The 12,923-nt window shown below is 73.8% G+C and carries 12 protein-coding genes; 4 read left to right on the top strand and 8 right to left on the bottom strand.

The window, feature by feature from the left end:
- Positions 1 to 5 precede the first annotated feature (5 nt).
- The 4 genes from BLS70_RS15915 to BLS70_RS15900 all read right to left on the bottom strand — a co-directional run bounded on the left by BLS70_RS15915 (position 6) and on the right by BLS70_RS15900 (position 3,995).
- Positions 6 to 878 carry a glycosyltransferase family 2 protein gene (locus BLS70_RS15915; protein WP_091770012.1) on the bottom strand — a complete coding sequence of 291 codons (873 nt, stop codon included), beginning with the start codon at positions 876 to 878 and terminating at the stop codon, positions 6 to 8.
- A 33-nt stretch (positions 879 to 911) separates the two neighbouring features.
- Positions 912 to 2,387, bottom strand: a complete 1,476-nt coding sequence (locus BLS70_RS15910) for a bifunctional cytidylyltransferase/SDR family oxidoreductase (RefSeq protein WP_218122456.1) — start codon at positions 2,385 to 2,387, stop codon at positions 912 to 914.
- 151 nt (positions 2,388 to 2,538) lie between these two features.
- Positions 2,539 to 3,447: an RNA polymerase sigma factor SigJ gene (gene sigJ, locus BLS70_RS15905; protein ID WP_091770008.1), complete on the bottom strand. Its 909-nt coding sequence runs from the start codon at positions 3,445 to 3,447 to the stop codon at positions 2,539 to 2,541.
- Positions 3,444 to 3,995, bottom strand: a complete 552-nt coding sequence (locus tag BLS70_RS15900) for a carboxymuconolactone decarboxylase family protein (RefSeq protein WP_091770005.1) — start codon at positions 3,993 to 3,995, stop codon at positions 3,444 to 3,446. Before BLS70_RS15900 ends, sigJ begins: the two co-directional genes overlap by 4 nt.
- Before the next feature lie 111 nt (positions 3,996 to 4,106).
- Here BLS70_RS15900 and BLS70_RS15895 point away from each other — a divergent pair, with 111 nt between their 5' ends.
- On the top strand, positions 4,107 to 4,400 hold the full coding sequence (locus BLS70_RS15895; RefSeq protein WP_091770003.1) for a hypothetical protein: 294 nt from the start codon (positions 4,107 to 4,109) through the stop codon (positions 4,398 to 4,400).
- A 59-nt stretch (positions 4,401 to 4,459) separates the two neighbouring features.
- Here BLS70_RS15895 and BLS70_RS15890 read toward each other — a convergent pair whose 3' ends face one another.
- Positions 4,460 to 4,738: a chorismate mutase gene (locus tag BLS70_RS15890; RefSeq protein WP_091770001.1), complete on the bottom strand. Its 279-nt coding sequence runs from the start codon at positions 4,736 to 4,738 to the stop codon at positions 4,460 to 4,462.
- A gap of 267 nt (positions 4,739 to 5,005) precedes the next feature.
- Here BLS70_RS15890 and pcrA point away from each other — a divergent pair, with 267 nt between their 5' ends.
- Complete coding sequence (gene pcrA, locus BLS70_RS15885; protein ID WP_091769999.1) at positions 5,006 to 7,303, top strand: DNA helicase PcrA; 2,298 nt, start codon at positions 5,006 to 5,008, stop codon at positions 7,301 to 7,303.
- 107 nt (positions 7,304 to 7,410) lie between these two features.
- Here the strand turns inward: pcrA and BLS70_RS15880 are convergent, their stop codons facing one another.
- Positions 7,411 to 8,337: a M23 family metallopeptidase gene (locus BLS70_RS15880; protein WP_255362517.1), complete on the bottom strand. Its 927-nt coding sequence runs from the start codon at positions 8,335 to 8,337 to the stop codon at positions 7,411 to 7,413.
- Between the two features lie 190 nt (positions 8,338 to 8,527).
- A complete protein-coding gene (locus BLS70_RS15875; protein WP_091769997.1) occupies positions 8,528 to 9,421 on the bottom strand; it encodes an esterase/lipase family protein in 894 nt (297 codons plus the stop codon).
- 159 nt (positions 9,422 to 9,580) lie between these two features.
- On the opposite strand from BLS70_RS15875, the gene BLS70_RS15870 reads away from it, so the two are divergent.
- Entirely contained in the window at positions 9,581 to 10,642 is a 1,062-nt protein-coding gene (locus BLS70_RS15870; protein WP_255362516.1) for a hypothetical protein, read from the top strand.
- A gap of 9 nt (positions 10,643 to 10,651) precedes the next feature.
- Positions 10,652 to 11,023: a hypothetical protein gene (locus tag BLS70_RS15865; protein ID WP_091769995.1), complete on the top strand. Its 372-nt coding sequence runs from the start codon at positions 10,652 to 10,654 to the stop codon at positions 11,021 to 11,023.
- Here BLS70_RS15865 and BLS70_RS15860 read toward each other — a convergent pair.
- The gene (locus BLS70_RS15860; protein WP_091769994.1) at positions 11,013 to 12,887 is read right to left on the bottom strand and encodes a CocE/NonD family hydrolase; all 1,875 of its coding nucleotides are present in this window, start codon (positions 12,885 to 12,887) and stop codon (positions 11,013 to 11,015) included. The two genes, BLS70_RS15865 and BLS70_RS15860, sit on opposite strands and share 11 nt — an antisense overlap.
- Positions 12,888 to 12,923 lie beyond the last annotated feature (36 nt).

The following is a 12,923-nucleotide window of genomic DNA, read 5'->3' as shown; positions in this document are numbered from 1 at the left end:
ACCTGTCAGACCACCGGGGGCCGGCCATGCCGGGCCATGCGCAGGATCGTGGCCCAGCGCAGGGGGCGTCGCGGTCCGGCGTCGGTGCGCCAGCCCTCCAGCCAGCCGCGGAACCACGGGAGCAGCGTGGCGGGGGAGCGGACCGAGCGGGCGACCTGCAGCGCCGTCCAGGTGAGCACGTACGGGACGCCCAGGACCCACGGCAGGTTCCGCTTGGCCAGCCACACCCGGTTGCGGGCGTTGAGGCGGTAGAAGTCGCGGTGGCGCGTGGTGACGGTGAGCGGGTGCTCGACCACGAGGTCGCCGGCGTAGCGGACGGCGGCGCCGGCGTCCCACACCCGCCACGCGAGCTCGATGCCCTCGTGGGCGTAGAAGAACGGCTCGGGCCAGCCGCCGGTCCGCTCGAACACCGCGCGCCGGACGACCACCGCGCCCTCCCACACGGAGAACACCGGGCTGCTCCGCCGCCGGTCGCCGACCCGCATCCGTGGCGTCCAGCGCCGCGGTCCGGGCACCCCGCCGGGTCCGTCCACCCGCGGCTGGAGCAGGCCGAGGTGCGGGTCGGCGTCGAACCGACGCACGGCCTGCGCGAGGAAGTCCGGGTCGGTGAGGGTGGCGTCGTCGTCCAGGAAGAGCAGCAGGTCGCCGGTCACCCGGGGCACTCCGGCGTTGCGTCCGGCGGGGATGCCGACGTTCTCCGGCAGCCCCAGGGCGGCCACGCCGTCCGGCAGGCCCACGGGCTGCCAGCCGTTGCCGACGACGACGACGTCGGTGACCACCCCGCGCTGGGCCAGCGCGGAGCGGATCGCCCGGTCGAGGTCGGTGGGCCGGCGGCCCTGCGTCAGGACGACGACGCCGACGACGGGTCCGCGGGTCACGGGACCCGGTGGGAAGCGCGCGGGAGGCGGCGCTCAGCCACCGTGGACGGCGGTCGGGTCGGCGTCCACGGGCGGCAGGTCGCCCAGCGTGTCGCCCTGCAGGAGCTCGGCCGTCACCGACGCGCTGACGTGGGATGCCAGCGCGTCCTCGCGACGGACGTCGATGATGTGCCCGGTGAAGGCGGAGATCAGCACGTCGAGGGAGGTCTCGGCGACCGCCTCCGAGGTGAGCAGGCTGCCCTCGGGCTCCTCGCCGAACGCCTTCGTCCGCATGGGCGTGGCGGTCCGCTCCGGGTTGATGCAGTTGATCCGCACGCCGTCGCCGGCCCACTCGTCGGCCAGCGCCTGGGTCAGGTTGACCACGGCGGCCTTCGCCGAGGAGTACAGGCTGTACCCGCTGCGACCGCGGGTGTAGGAGCTCGAGGTGAACAGCAGCAGCGATCCGTTGGTCTTCTTCAGGTGGGGCTGGAAGACCTGGGAGATGTGGATCGGCGCGAGGTAGTTGACCTCGGTCGCCGAGTAGACGGTCTCCTCGCTGGTCTCGGCCAGCTCGCCGCGGTGCAGGATGCCGGCCGTGTTCACCACGTAGTCGATGCGGCCGGTGGCGGCCAGCACCTGCTCGCAGGCGGCGACGATGTCCGCGCGCCGCTCCACGTGGGTGTTGGTGGCCGACCGGCTGAAGACCTTGGTGATGGCGCCGTAGGACTCCGCCATGCGGGCGATGTCGGCACCGATGCCGTAGGAGCCACCGAAGACGACGACGGTCTTGCCGGCCAGAGCGGCCCGGTACTCCGACTCGTAGCGGGGGCGTGGCGCCTCGTGGCTGTCGAGCTGGAAGAGCTTGTCGGCGATGTAGACGTCGATCGGCTCGGTGATCTTCATGTTGCGCTCTTCACCGCGCACGACGGCGATCGGCACCTCGGGTGCATACCGCAGCACCACCGTGCAGTCGTCGGTGGCCTCGAAGTCGGCGTCCTGGGCGGCCTCGGCGTAGGCGCGGCGGATCACCGAGAGCCGGAAGCCCTGCGGGGTCTGGCCGCGGCGCAGCAGGCCGCGCTTCAGCACGTCGTCGATGGTCCGCCCGGACTCGTCGACCTGGATGATCGTGTCGGCCGACGGGATGGCGGTGTCGACGGCCTCGAACTCGTCCAGGGCGTCCACGCAGTCGGCGATGACCCGCTGGCTCAGCAGCGGTCGGACGGCGTCGTGGAAGAGGACGTTGCACTCCTCCGCGCCGAGGGCGTCGAGCGCGCGCTGGGTCGTCGCGTTGCGGGTGTCGGCTCCCTCCAGCACGCGGGTGACCTTCGGGTAGCCGCCGGGCCGCAGGATGGCGTGGATGGCGTCCAGGTGGCCCGGCGTCATCAGCACGATGATCTCGTCGATCTGCGGCGAGGCCTGCAGGGTGCCGATCGTGTGCTCGATGATCGGCTTGCCGGCGATCTTGATGAGCTGCTTGGGGATGGCGAGGCCGACCCGCGTACCCGTTCCCCCGGCAAGCACGACAGCCACGTTCCGCAATCTGGTCACGCGGCGAACGATATGCAGACCGGCCGGTCCGCCCGGGGAGGCTGCGCGTCCCGTGGGGTGTCTGTGACGGGGGTAGCGGGTGTGGCGCGGACCGGTCCTTCACATCCGCCGCGGACGGCTCCGAGCCGTCGGGTCACCCGGGGGAGCGGGTGGCGAGCCCCGCCAGCTTGTCGGGGTTGCGCACCACGAGCACCTGGGTGACCAGCCCGTCGGCCACGACCAGGGACATCGTCATCAGCGGAACGCCCTCGGCCCAGGCCACCACGGCGGAGGCGCCGTTGACGTCGAGGATCTCGACGCGGAGGCCCGGCAGGGCCAGGCCCTGGCAGGCGATCCCGACGGCGAACCGCGCGACCTTGTCCGCACCGGTGATCGGCCGCAGGGCCGCCCTGGCCTTGCCGCCGCCGTCGCTGACCAGCACCGCGTCGGGGGCCAGCGCGGCCAGGAGCGCCTCCACGTCCCCACCGGCGCAGGCCGCGAGGAACCGCTCGGTGACCGCCCGCTGCGCTCCGGGGTCGGTGTCGAACCGCGGCCGCCGGGCCTGGACGTGCTCGCGGGCACGGTGCGCCATCTGCCGCACGGCGGACTCGGTGCGGCCCAGCGCGGTGGCGGTCTCGGCCACCGGCAGGCCGAAGACCTCCCGCAGGACGAACACGGCGCGCTCGGCGGGGGAGAGGGTCTCCAGCACGACGAGGAGTGCCATCGAGACCTGCTCGCCGAGCTCCGCTGCCGCGGTCGGGTCGGTCGGCGCCGGTCCCGCGGCGACCGTGTCCCGGCCGGTGAGCAGCGGTTCGGGCAGCCACGGGCCGACGTAGCTCTCCCGGCGGGTGCGCGCCGAGTCGAGCCGGTCGAGCGCCAGCCGGCTGACCACGCGCACGAGGTAGGCACGCGGGTCCGCGACGTCGTCGCGGTCGCCCGCCGACCAGCGCAGCCACGCGTCCTGCACGGCGTCCTCGGCGTCGGCGACGCTGCCGAGCATCTGGTACGCCACGGAGAACAGCAGCCGCCGGTGCTGGTCGAAGACGTCGAGCAGGTCGCTCATCGCGCCGGGCTCTCGCAGCGGTCGCGGAAGCCCTGGCTGGTGAGGCCGAGAGCGCTGTTGAAGCGCGAGCGCGAGTTCTCCACGGAGATCATCATGGTCAGTTCGACGAGCTGGGCGTCGTCCAGGGAGCGGCGCAACCCGGCCACCATCTCGTCGGTCACCTCCAGCGGCGTCGTCGTCATCGCCTCGGCGTAGGCCATCACCTGCCGCTCCAGGTCGGTGAAGCGGTCGCTGTCCCGCCAGCGGGGGACGTCGCGGAGCTTGGCCGGGTCGATGCCCCGGGTGGTGCTCTCCCAGAACCCGAAGTCCAGGCACCAGGAGCAGCCGACGGTCGCCGCGGATGCCATCACGGCCAGCGCGCTCAGCGTCGGGTCCAGGCGGTCCCACCGGGCGAGGGACTGCTCGTAGCGGATGTAGGTGCGCAGCACCCGCGGGTTGTGGGCGATGGCCGCGCCCGGGTCCAGCACCGTGCCGAACCTGCGGCGCGAGTACCACTCGGTGAGCCGCACGAAGGTCGAGCGGGGCGGGTCGAGCGGGATGCGGGTCATGGCGGCGACCTCTCCGTCGTCGGGATGCTGACGATGGAGACGACGCGGCCCGCGCGGGTGTGACATCCGGGCCGCCGTCACCCGTGGTGCCCGACCGGGCAGACTCGCCGGGTGCCCACCTTCACCATCTACGCCGTGCTGCGAGCCGCCGCACAGGTGGACGACGACACCGTCGACACCGTCGCAGCGGGGCTCCGCCCGGGGGACGAGGAGCTGCGGGTCTGGCGGGAGCCGGACCGTGCTGCGCTCCGGGCCTCCACCGAGTGCGACGCCGAGGACCTCGGGTCCGCGCTGGAACAGGCCCGCGCGCTCGGCGAGGAGCTGCGCGAGCGGTGCCCGGGCGACGTGCTCGAGGCGGCGGCGCTCAGCGACGACGACTCGCTCGTCTGGCGCGCCTGGCTCTAGGAGGACCTCGCTGCCCCCCGCCACTCGCGAGCTCGCGGCGGGTCCCTGCAGCGAGCCCGTCAGAGCCGCCCGCGGCCCTGACGGAGCAGCATCATCCCGAGTGCGGCGCCGTCGGGGCCGAGCGCGTCCTGGAAGCGCGCGAGCACCTGCTGCTCGCGTGCGAGGTTCAGCCGGGTGCCGCCGCTGGCCCTGCGGACGGCGCCGATCTCCTGCGAGACGGACAGCCGGCGCTGCACGAGCTCGATGATCGCGGCGTCGCAGGCGTCGATCTCCTCGCGGAGCGCGCTGATCCGGTCGATCTCGGCTCCGGTGACGGCGGTCGTGGCGGAGGTGCTCATGGGTGTCCTTCCGGGAGGGAGCCCGTGCTGCCCCGGAAACGAAGAACGCCCCGGAGCCATCGGGCCCGGGGCGTCTGGTGCGGCGTGTGCTCAGCCAGCGGCGACGGCGACCGGATCCCGGTGGCCGTAGTAAAAGCTGTGAGTGGCGAGCACGGGACGGAGTCTGCCACACCCTCCGGGCGCGGGCCAGGACCGCGCCCGAGGCGGGGAGGACGGGGTGGACGGCGCCGGAGAAGTGTCCCCCGATCGGCTTACAGTGATGTCGTCATGAGCAGCGTCCAGCAGGCCCTCCCCGGCACCGCCGCACTCCAGCGCTCCGCGCCCGGGTCCCTGGGGCGGGAACTGGACCGCATGCTCGCCGGCCTCAACGGCCCGCAGCGGCAGGCCGTCGTCCACGAGGGCGGGCCGCTGCTCATCGTCGCCGGTGCCGGCTCGGGCAAGACCCGGGTGCTGGCGCACCGCATCGCCTACCTGCTCGGCGCCCGGCACACCCAGCCCGGCGAGATCCTGGCGATCACCTTCACCAACAAGGCCGCCGGCGAGATGAAGGAGCGGGTGGCCCAGCTCGTCGGCCCCCGCGCGCGGGCGATGTGGGTGTCGACGTTCCACTCGATGTGCGTGCGCATCCTGCGCGCCGAGGCGGGCAAGCTCGGGCTGAAGTCCTCGTTCACCATCTACGACCAGGGCGACTCGGTCCGGCTCATGACGATGGTCGCCCGCGACCTCGACCTGGACGCGAAGCGCTACCCCGGGCGCAGCCTGGCCGCGCAGGTGTCGAACCTGAAGAACGAGCTGATCGACGAGGAGAGCTACGTCCCGGGGACGGCGCCGGAGAAGGTGCTCGCCGAGGCCTACACGCTGTACCAGCAGCGGCTGCGCCAGGCGCACGCCATGGACTTCGACGACCTGATCATGAACACGGTGCACCTGCTGCAGGCGTTCCCCGACGTCGCCGAGCACTACCGCCGCCGGTTCCGCCACGTGCTGGTCGACGAGTACCAGGACACCAACCACGCGCAGTACATGCTGGTCCGCGAGCTGGTGGGCACCGGCGAGGGCCCGGTGCCCATGGCCGAGCTGTGCGTCGTGGGCGACGCCGACCAGTCGATCTACGCCTTCCGCGGGGCCACGATCCGCAACATCGACGAGTTCGAGCGCGACTACCCGCAGGCCACCACGATCCTGCTCGAGCAGAACTACCGCTCGACCCAGCGCATCCTCAAGGCCGCGAACACGGTCATCGCCAAGAACACCGGCCGTCGTCCCAAGAACCTCTGGACCGACTCCGGTGACGGCGAGCTGATCGAGGGCTACGTCGCGGACAACGAGCACGACGAGGCGGCCTGGGTCGCCGAGCAGATCGACGCGCTGGTGGACGAGGGCGCCGCCCAGCCCAAGGACATCGCGGTCTTCTACCGGACCAACAACGCCTCACGTGTCTTCGAAGAGGTCTTCATCCGGGTCGGCATGCCCTACAAGGTCGTCGGCGGGGTCCGGTTCTACGAGCGCAAGGAGGTCCGCGACGCGCTGGCCTACCTGAAGGTCGTCGCCAATCCGACCGACATCGTGAGCCTGCGCCGGGTCATCAACACCCCCAAGCGAGGCATCGGCGAGCGGGCCGAGGCCTGTATCGAGAACTTCGCCGACCGCGAGCGGATCGCGTTCGCCTCCGCGCTGCGCCGCTGCTCCGAGGTGGGGGAGCTGGCCACCCGCTCGCTCAAGGCGATCCAGGAGTTCGTGGCCCTGCTCGAGGAGTTCGAGCAGCTCGTCGAGACCGGCTCCGGCCCGGCCGCGCTGCTGGAGAGCATCCTCGACCGCACCGGTTACCTGGCCGAGCTGCAGGCCAGCACCGACCCGCAGGACGAGGGGCGGGTGGACAACCTCAACGAGCTCATCTCGGTCGCCGCCGAGTTCGAGGCGGCCAACCCCGACGGCACGGTCACCGACTTCCTCGAGCAGGTGTCCCTGGTGGCCGACGCCGACCAGATCCCGGTCACCGGTGACGACGCCGGCGTGGTCACGATGATGACGCTGCACACGGCGAAGGGCCTGGAGTTCCCGGTGGTCTTCCTGACCGGCCTGGAGGACGGCGTCTTCCCGCACCTGCGCGCGCTCGGCGACCCGCGCGAGCTGGAGGAGGAGCGCCGGCTGGCCTACGTCGGCATCACCCGCGCCCAGCAGCGGCTGTTCATCTCGCGGGCCACGGTGCGCACGAGCTGGGGCCAGCCGGCCTACAACCCGCCGTCCCGGTTCCTGGACGAGATCCCGGCCGAGACCATCCACTGGGAGCGCCTCGACCCGACGCCGGCGCCCTCGACGGGCTACCGGTCGGCGCAGACGCGGGTGGCGGCGACCGGCCTGTCCACCGGTGGCCTGCGCGGCGGCGTGGGCAACCGGCAGGTCGTCTCCGTCGACGTCGGCGACCGCGTCAGCCACGACGCCTTCGGCCTCGGCACGGTGGTCGAGGTGACGGGCGCGGGCGACAAGGCGCAGGCCACCGTCGACTTCGGCTCCGGGGGCACCAAGCGCCTCGTCCTGCGCTACGCCCCCCTCGTCAAGCTCTGACCTGAGGAGCGGGGGCCCAGAGGGTCCCCCGACGAGCGCGCAGGACACGCTCAGCGCAGCAGGGGAACGGCACGTGGCCGCGGTGTCGGCCGGAGGCCGACGAGAGATCAGAGAGAGACGCCGCGCTCGGCGAGCCAGGCGCGTGGGTCGGTGGGCCGGCCGTGCATGCCCCCGCGGTGGATCTCGTAGTGCAGGTGCGGGCCGGTGGACTGGCCCTCGTTGCCGACCTTCGCGATCTGGTCGCCGGCGTGCACGATGTCGCCCGCGGAGACGTCGTAGTACCGCATGTGGCCGTAGATGTGGACGTTGCCGTCGGCGTCCTGGACGTAGACGGCGTTGCCGTAGCCGGAGGCGCTGCCGGCCCGGAGGACGACGCCGTCGGAGGCCGCGAAGATGGGCGTACCGAGGGGGGCGGCCAGGTCGAGGCCGTAGTGCATGGTGCCCCAGCGCTGGCAGAAGCAGGTGGTGAGCCGGCCCGTGACCGGCAGCACCGTCTTGGGCTGGCGGGCGGCGCGGGAGGCGGCCAGCTCGCCGAGGCGGGCCTGGGCCTCGGCCTCGGTGATCCCGCGGCGCACGTCGGCGTCCTCGAGACCTCCGCTGAAGCCGTGGTCGAGGTCGGTGCCGAGCCCGAGGTCGGACGCGGTGACGTCGGACCGGTCGGCGTTCCCGTCGAGGATCGCGGGGGCGCCGGCGACCAGCGCGCCGGCGACCAGGGCGGCGAACCAGATCGGTGCGCGCCGGCCGGGCGGGTGCGGGAGGCGCCGGAGCGCGGCGAAGCGGGGGAGCCGGCGGCGGGCGCCGGGCTGCGGGGCCGGACCGGCCGGGTCGGCCACGACGGGTTCGGCGGTCTCCGCGGGGACGGCGTTCCCGGCGGCGGCCTCGGCGTCAGCGGCAGCCGCGGCGCGCATGGGCGCGGTGGTCGCCGGACGGGGGACGGGGATCGCGGGGGTGCCGCGACCGAGCTCGATGCGGCCGGTGGCGCCGTCCTCGGGGCCCGGCCGCTCGAGGAGCGTGGGCGCACTGGTGGGGGACACGGCGCACCTTCCGGGACAGTGCTCCGCGAGGGCTCGGTGCGGCCCGTCGGGGGAGCGGGGGCGCCGCCGGTGGGTACCGGCGCCGTGACCGAACCGTAACGACGCGTAAGGGCGCTACCAAGCACATCACGGTCCGTGTCGTGAGTTGTGCCCCAGGTAACGAAACGGAGTGGGCCGGGTGGGCCGCCGGTCAGGCGACGGCGTGCACCGGTGCGCGGTCGGCGGTCGCGGCGCGGCCGCCGGCCAGCGTCAGGGCGACCTCGTCCAGCACTCCGCGGTGGATGGGCAGCGACATGTGCCCCACCCCTCGGACGAGCACGTTGCGGGCATCGAGGTCGGGGTGGTCGCAGCGGCCGGCCGACGTCGGCAGCACGAGCTGGTCGAGGTCGCTGTAGATCGCCGTGATGCGGGTGTCGCACCGGTCGACGGGCTCGGCCAGATCCTGCAGGACGGGCGAGCCGGGCCGGAGCTGACGCACCAGCGGCGTCGGCAGGGCATGGGCGAGCACCGACCCGCCGTGCGGCGTGCCCAGCGTGACCAGGGAGTCGACGCGACGGTCCCCGCCCTGCCGCTGGACGTGGTACCGGGCGATCAGCCCACCCAGGCTGTGCCCGACCACGTGGACGCGGTCGTGCCCGGTCTGGGCGCAGATGCGCTCGATGTGCGCGCCGAGGTCCTCGGCGGCCCGGGCGACGTCGCGGAGCAGGGGGCTGTAGTTCCACGAGCACACGGAGGCGAAGCCACGGCGGCGCAGGCTGCGGCGCATCACGGCGAAGATCGAGCGGTTGTCGACCAGGCCGTGGACCAGCAGGACGGGCGTGCGGGCGGCCAGCGGGTCGGCGGCGAAGAGCGCGCGGACGGCGGGGGACCGGCCCGGCCGGTGCAGGGAGTCGGGCTGCAGCTGCTCGGTCCTCGTCCCCAGCGGGTACATCAGGACGTGGGCGCCGACCCAGGCCAGTTCGGTGAGGCCGCCGGTCAGGGTCGCCGGGCTGCAGAGTGCGCGGAGGGCACTCCGTGGCGCGGCCTCCGGAGCGGCGGTCGTGTGCGACGCTGGTTCGGAGCCCGGAGTGCCCGTCGGTCGCATGGCCTGGATCTCCCCGTGTCGTCCGTCCGGCGGTGCCGTGCTCGGCGTGCCTGCCGGGAGCGGTGCACCCCTCTGTGCTCCGTTCACCCGACGGTAATGCCCGTGTGTGGTGGCCGTCACACCGACGCCCCCGAGGGGTGTCCCGATCGAGGCCGGTTCGTGACCGACGTGAAGGGGAACTGCGTGCCTGCCCGCGACGCCCGAACCGGGGCAGCCCGCGCCGCCCGCCCCCGGACAGCGGGGGGCGCGGCCGCGGCCGGTTCCAGGGACCGGGTGCGCCCGGGACGCCCGGGCCCTTCCGGCGGCGAGGGCCTGGTCATCGGCACCGTTCCGGCCGGCGCGCGGTTCGCCGGGGTGCTGCTCCTGCTGGCCGCCCTCGCCGGCCTGGTCTCCGCCTTCCCCACCTACCTCGAGGTGGACGGGCAGGAGCTCGTCCTGGGCGGCAGCGTCCTGGGTGTCCTCGCCACGCTGCTCGTCCCGCTCGTCGGTGGTGCGGTGGGCGTGCTGCTCGTCCGGGGCACCGTCCCCAAGTTCGGCCTGGCCTACGCGTCGGTCGCCGGCGCCCTGTCCCTGGGCAACCTGCTCATCGAGCTCTACCGCGGCCGCAGCTCCACCGACCGCCCCGGCGTCGAGGTCCTCGCCGGTGAGCAGGTGCTGACCAGCGACATCCACATCGGTGCCGGGTGGGTCGCGGGCCTCGTCGCGCTGGCCCTGACGGTGCTCGCCGGCTGCGTCGCCGCGGCTGTCTGGGGGCGCACGGTGATGGACGACCGGGGCACCCTCGACGCCGTCCGCGGACCGCTGGCCGGCACCACGCTGCTGCTGGGCGTGGGCACGGTGCTCTCCCTGGCGCTGCCGGCGGCCGACGTGCGCGACGACCTCGTCCTCGATCCGGCCACCGGGCTGGAGGTCGTCGTGACGCGGGAGGGCCCGCAGGCGCTGCTCGAGCGACCCGGCCTGGCGCTGCTGGGCGGACTGCTGCTGGCCGGCGCGCTGGTGCTCTGCTCGGTGACCGCGCCGTCGCTGCGGCCCCGCCTCGCCGCCGTCGGGGGGCTCCTCGCGATCACCGTCACCGTGCTCGCCGCCGGCATCTCCGGCCTGCGCGACGCCGTCGTCTCCGACGACCTGGACTGGACGCTGCCCGGCGTCGGCCTGGTGGTGGCCGGGCTGGGCTTCGCCGTCCTCACCGTGCTGGCCTGGCGGCTGCGCCGGTCCTCCTAGGGTTCTCCCGTGGAGGAACGCATCCGGGTGGTCATCGCCGGGCCGGACCGCGAGGGCGGGGACCGGACGGCCGAGGTCCTGGCCCGCGCGCTCCGGGACGCCGGCATGGAGGTCGTCTACACCGACCGGCCGCACGCACCCGGACAGCTCGTCGAGACCGTCGTGCAGGAGGACGCCGACGCCGTCGGCATCGTCCTGCCCCGGGACGGCGATGCGGGACCGCTCGCCCGCTTCCGGGACCTGCTGGCCGACCGGGGCGTCGAGGACGTGCTGCTCTTCGCCGTCGCCGACGACGTCCCGCCCGGGGTCGCGCGGGTGTTCCCGCACGACACCGCGCCGGCCGAGCTGGTCGGCTGGGTGCGCGAGGGCCTCAGCGGCTGACGACCGGGACGGTCAGCCGCTGCACCCGCCCGGGTCCGGTGGTCAGCTGGACCTGCTGCGGGAACGTGGCGCCCCGGTAGGCGAGGTCACCGCCGGCGAGGACCACCGCGAGCGAGTGGCCCTTCTCGAACCGGTGCACGATCCCGGGGAGCTCGATCGTCACGGGCCGGGTCACGTCGGTGATGCGCACCGGTGAGATCAGCCGGCGCGGCAGCTCGACCGCGCCGTCCGGGCCGACGTCGTAGACCTTGGCGTAGGCGACCAACTGCCCGCCGGGGCCGGCCCGCTGGCTCAGGGCCACGGCCGGAGCGGTCAGCTGCACGGTCAGCCGCGGCGATCCGACGACGTCCAGCGGCTGGGCCAGCGGTGGCGTGGAGAAGCGGATCGCGGTCGGGCCGGGATCGGTGACCGGTCCGGTCTGGTCCAGGAACGAGGTCTCGGTGTAGTTCGGGCCGATCGGCGCGGTGCTGGTGTAGCCGCTCGTGCCCGCGGCCACCTGCCGGGGCGAGGCGACCAGGGCGCCGCCGCCCGCGCCGGTGCTGGACAGGTGGAAGGTGCGCTCCGTGCCGACGGGGTAGGACGGCGCCACCGCGTAGGCCTTGGCGATGCTGCCGGTCGCCCGGTGGACCCAGTCCCGGTAGTAGGCGAAGCCCTGCGGCGGCCGGGGCCCGCGGTCGCGCACGTAGTGGTCGAACCAGGCGAGAGCCGCCGCCCCCTGCAGCGATCGGGCGGGGTGCCGCTCGTCGAGCTCGCCCGGCTGCGGGGCCGAGCTGCTGTGGCCCCAGGACTGCCACATCAGGGAGACCGGCGTCCCCTGCCGCTTCAGCGCGCTGTAGGTGGCCACCGACTCCTGCAGGTTGAACAGGGTGTCGGCCTGGCCCTGGCCCAGCAGCGTGGGCACCCGGACGTTCCTCATGTAGCTGGTCACCGAGTTCGACCGCAGGTACTCGACGGACCGGCGGCTCGGGTACCCGAGCGTGGCGACCTCGGCCAGCGCCGTGCACACCTGCGGTTCGAAGTTCGCGCAGTTCCGCGTCTGGGACGCGGCCGTGAAGAAGGCGGTGAACTGCGCCGGGTCGGCCAGGGCCCGCAGGTCCTGGACGCCGTTCGCGGCCCCGAGCGCGGTGAACAGGGCCGCCCACTGGTACTTGAAGACGCCGGTGCCCGAGGCGCGGGCCGACCCGTTGCGGACCGTGCCCCCGGGGAGGCTGCTGTTCTCGGGGGCGAGGGAGTAGGACAGGTCGTTCCAGGTGATCTGCGGGACGATCGCGTCCAGCCGGTTGGTCCGTGCGGCGTTCTCGAAGCCTGCGGCGGCGAACTGGATCTGGCCGCCGTAGGAGCCGCCGATCATCCCGACCTGCGGGTCGTGCCGGACCTTGGTCCGCGCGTCCTCCCGGACGACCTGGTCGATCCGCACGCGCTCGCCGGTCGTGTCGTCGATCGCCGCGATCGAGGGGTCGCCGCCGAGGAAGCGCAGGAGCTGGCTCGCCGCCGCGCCGTCGTGCTCGACGTCGTCCAGGGTGATCGGGCAGGTGTCGCCGTCGACGAAGCCCAGGCCGGTGTAGGCCAGCGTCACGTAGCCGTGCTCGCCGAAGCCCTGGGCGAAGTCGGCCTGGTCGTCCTTCGTGCCACCGAAGCCGTTGGTCGTGAGCAGTGCGGGCGCGGGCCGGTTCCGGCTGACGCCGGCGGGCACGTAGAGGTCGGCGTCGATCCTGCAGGTGCGCTTCTCCGGCCCCAGACCGGTCACCGTGATGGTGAGGTCGCGCGGGGCGATCTCCGCGGTCGCCGCCGCCGGAGGCGCTACGGCGGCCATGCCACCGGCGGCCAGCACGGAGGACAGCAGGACGGTCGCGGCTCGGCGCACGGGGGCTCCTCTGGTGGGTGACACGCGGCGGGCCAG

The sequence above is a fragment of the Blastococcus aurantiacus genome (assembly GCF_900102425.1).
Taxonomy (GTDB): Bacteria; Actinomycetota; Actinomycetes; order Mycobacteriales; family Geodermatophilaceae; genus Blastococcus; species Blastococcus aurantiacus.
This window is presented reverse-complemented; position numbering and strand designations above follow the sequence as displayed.

Bases quoted from the DNA above. Each gene is read 5' to 3' on its own strand.
- sigJ (WP_091770008.1), bottom strand. From the start codon at position 3,447: ATGAGCGACCTGCTCGACGTCTTCGACCAGCACCGGCGGCTGCTGTTC.
- BLS70_RS15900 (WP_091770005.1), bottom strand. From the start codon at position 3,995: ATGACCCGCATCCCGCTCGACCCGCCCCGCTCGACCTTCGTGCGGCTC.
- BLS70_RS15890 (WP_091770001.1), bottom strand. From the start codon at position 4,738: ATGAGCACCTCCGCCACGACCGCCGTCACCGGAGCCGAGATCGACCGG.
- pcrA (WP_091769999.1), top strand. From the start codon at position 5,006: ATGAGCAGCGTCCAGCAGGCCCTCCCCGGCACCGCCGCACTCCAGCGC.
- BLS70_RS15875 (WP_091769997.1), bottom strand. From the start codon at position 9,421: ATGCGACCGACGGGCACTCCGGGCTCCGAACCAGCGTCGCACACGACC.